Raw genomic sequence first — 2,739 nt, 5'->3', positions numbered from 1 at the left:
GGGGCGTGAGCCGCATGGATGCGGCGATCGAGCTTACATGGACGTACTTGCAGCGTCCCCTGCGCCACCCACCCGCCCGGCCAAGCGCGGCTTCTGCTTTTGCCTTCAGCGACCAACCCCACAGCCACGAGGGGCTGCGCCGTTGGCTGGAACCCCAGTCGAGCAAGCTCGACTCTACGGAACAACCTGTTACCCATACGGGGCATGTCCCCGTCACAGCTGCATGCGATGCTGACCACCTGATCCCTGCCAGCGAGAACGCCCGCATGACCACCATCATCGCCCCGCGCGTGCACGACATCGGCGGACTCGAAGTCCGTCGCGCGGTCCCCACCCTGCAGGCGCGCAGCATCGGCTCGTTCGTGTTCGTCGACCAGATGGGCCCGGCGCTCATGCATCCCGGCACGGCCATCGACGTGCGCCCGCATCCGCATATCGGCCTGGCCACGGTCACCTACCTGTGGTCGGGCGCGATCGGCCACCGCGACACGCTGGGTTCGGATCAGGTGATCCGCCCCGGTGACGTCAACTGGATGACCGCCGGCCGCGGCATCGCCCATTCCGAGCGCACGCCGCAGCCGGACCGCGACCATGACAACCCGATCCACGGCATGCAGACCTGGGTGGCGCTGCCGAAATCGCATGAGGAAATCGAACCGGCGTTCTACCACCATGCCGCCGCCACCCTGCCGGAGCAGCGCCGCAATGGCGCCTGGCTGCGCGTCATCGCCGGCCGCGCCTACGGTGAAGAATCGCCGGTGAAGGTGTTCGCCGACACGCTCAATGTGGCGATCGACCTCGACCCGGATGCGGAAATCGATATCGACAACGGCCACCGCGAGCGCGCGCTGTACATCCTCGAAGGCGACGCGCAGCTGGATGGCGTGGACATCCCTGCCCAGCACCTGGTGATCCCCGAGGCTGGTGCGCGTGGCCGCCTGCGCGCAAAGACGCCGGTGAAGGCGATGTTGTTCGGTGGCGAGCCGCTGGATGGCCCGCGTCACCTGTGGTGGAACTTCGTGTCCAGCTCGAAGGAACGTATCGAACAGGCCAAGCACGACTGGGAGGCCGGCCGCTTCGGCACCATTCCGGGCGACGACAAGGAATTCATCCCGCTGCCGCAGTACTGAACATCGCGTGTTGCACACATCCGAAGGTGTATCCCTGCACCCGGCGTTGACACTACAGTCACCCGCTGATCATTGAAATGTGACATAAATCACACTTTCGACCGTCAAAGGAGTGCAACACATGAGCATGGGTAAACGCTTGTCCGCCGAGTTCCTCGGCACGTTCTGGCTGGTTCTGGGTGGCTGTGGCAGTGCCGTGCTGGCCGCCAAGTTCGGCGGTGACGGCAATCCGCTGGGTATCGGTTTCCTCGGCGTTGCGCTGGCCTTCGGCCTGACCGTGGTGACCGGCGCCTATGCGTTCGGCCATATCTCCGGCGCGCACTTCAATCCGGCGGTCAGTGTCGGCCTGTGGGCCGGCGGTCGTTTCCCGACCAAGGACCTGATCCCGTACATCATCGCCCAGGTCGCCGGCGGCCTGCTGGCCGGCTTCATCCTGCTGCAGATCGCATCGGGCGCCAACGGCTTCGCCATTGATGGCAGCCAGGCCGGTGCATTCGCCAGCAACGGCTACGGCGCGCTGTCCCCCGGCGGCTACAGCGTGGCCGCGGCCTTCCTGTGCGAAGTGGTGCTGACCGCCGTGTTCCTGATCGTGATCATGGGCGCCACCCACGGCAAGGCACCGGCCGGGTTCGCCCCGCTGGCGATCGGCCTGTCGCTGACCCTGATCCACCTGATCAGCATCCCGGTTACCAACACCTCGGTGAACCCGGCCCGTTCCACGGCGGTGGCCTTCTTCGCCGGCAGCGGCGCGGTCAGCCAGCTGTGGCTGTTCTGGGTCGCCCCGCTGCTGGGCGGCGCGATCGGCGGCATCATCTACAAGTGGATCGGCAACGACCGCTGAGGCCCGTGCGGACTATTGCGGCCGACCATCGGCCGCAATGGTTACGCGTGTAACCGCGATTTGTGCGATCGCTCACGTTCCGTTAAGGTTGAGTTGACCGTCCGTGCACATGCCGGCCGGGGCGGCATCCGGGGATGGGATGCCAAGGCTGCCGGTCCATCCGGCGGAGCCAACGACACACCACCTTGGGGGATGCATGAAGTTCGCGCCTGTAGTGTTGTCGAGCCTGCTGTTCGCGGTGGCCCAGGCCGCCGCGCAGGCTCCCACCGAATGTCCTTCATTGCCGGCCAGCAGCGGCCTGCAGTGGCAACAGCAGGCACAGGCCGATTTCCTGGTCTGCCGCGCCAGCACCGGCGATGGCCGCGAGGTACTGAGCCTGATGCTCAGTGTGCGCGATCCCAACCTTCCATTGAACCGCTCGCTGCGCCAGGAAAAGGGCAGCTTCGGCGGTGAATCGCTGTACTGGTACCAGCCCGATCTGGGTGGCCAGCAGCCGCCCGGCTATGCCGAGCGTCGCATCAGTGTGGTCAAGCTCGACAAAGGGCGTTACGCGCAGATTTCGCTGTATCCGGACAGCGCGCAGGAACTGGGCTCGCTGCAGCAGCTGGCGCAGGGCATGAGCCTGACCCCGTCGGCCGTGGCTGCGGGGCGCTGAAGGTGACGGGGATGACTGCCTGGCAGCATCCCCGCAATGCGAGCCGATCCGACGGTAGTGCCGGCCGAGAGGTGCAACTGCTCGCCACCGCCCAGCACCGCCAGTTCCTGGCG

At 66.3% G+C, this 2,739-nt stretch carries 3 protein-coding genes; all 3 read left to right on the top strand.

Annotated features, from left to right (window positions below; translation table 11 throughout):
• Positions 1 to 266: 266 nt before the first annotated feature.
• The 3 genes from R1L06_RS20425 (at position 267) to R1L06_RS20415 (ending at position 2,626) form a co-directional block, all read left to right on the top strand.
• A complete protein-coding gene (locus R1L06_RS20425) occupies positions 267 to 1,130 on the top strand; it encodes a pirin family protein (protein ID WP_032129853.1) in 864 nt (287 codons plus the stop codon).
• A 121-nt stretch (positions 1,131 to 1,251) separates the two neighbouring features.
• On the top strand, positions 1,252 to 1,971 hold the full coding sequence (gene aqpZ / locus R1L06_RS20420) for an aquaporin Z (RefSeq protein WP_317218590.1): 720 nt from the start codon (positions 1,252 to 1,254) through the stop codon (positions 1,969 to 1,971).
• Positions 1,972 to 2,167: 196 nt separating this feature from the next.
• The gene (locus tag R1L06_RS20415) at positions 2,168 to 2,626 is read left to right on the top strand and encodes a hypothetical protein (RefSeq protein ID WP_317218589.1); all 459 of its coding nucleotides are present in this window, start codon (positions 2,168 to 2,170) and stop codon (positions 2,624 to 2,626) included.
• Positions 2,627 to 2,739 lie beyond the last annotated feature (113 nt).

The organism is Stenotrophomonas mexicanensis, assembly GCF_032911605.1.
In the GTDB taxonomy this organism is placed as follows: domain Bacteria; phylum Pseudomonadota; class Gammaproteobacteria; order Xanthomonadales; family Xanthomonadaceae; genus Stenotrophomonas; species Stenotrophomonas maltophilia_A.
The sequence above is the reverse complement of the archived record's forward strand: the minus strand, read 5'-3'. Positions and strand labels throughout refer to the sequence as shown.

Bases quoted from the DNA above. Each gene is read 5' to 3' on its own strand.
- R1L06_RS20425 (WP_032129853.1), top strand. From the start codon at position 267: ATGACCACCATCATCGCCCCGCGCGTGCACGACATCGGCGGACTCGAA.
- aqpZ (WP_317218590.1), top strand. From the start codon at position 1,252: ATGAGCATGGGTAAACGCTTGTCCGCCGAGTTCCTCGGCACGTTCTGG.
- R1L06_RS20415 (WP_317218589.1), top strand. From the start codon at position 2,168: ATGAAGTTCGCGCCTGTAGTGTTGTCGAGCCTGCTGTTCGCGGTGGCC.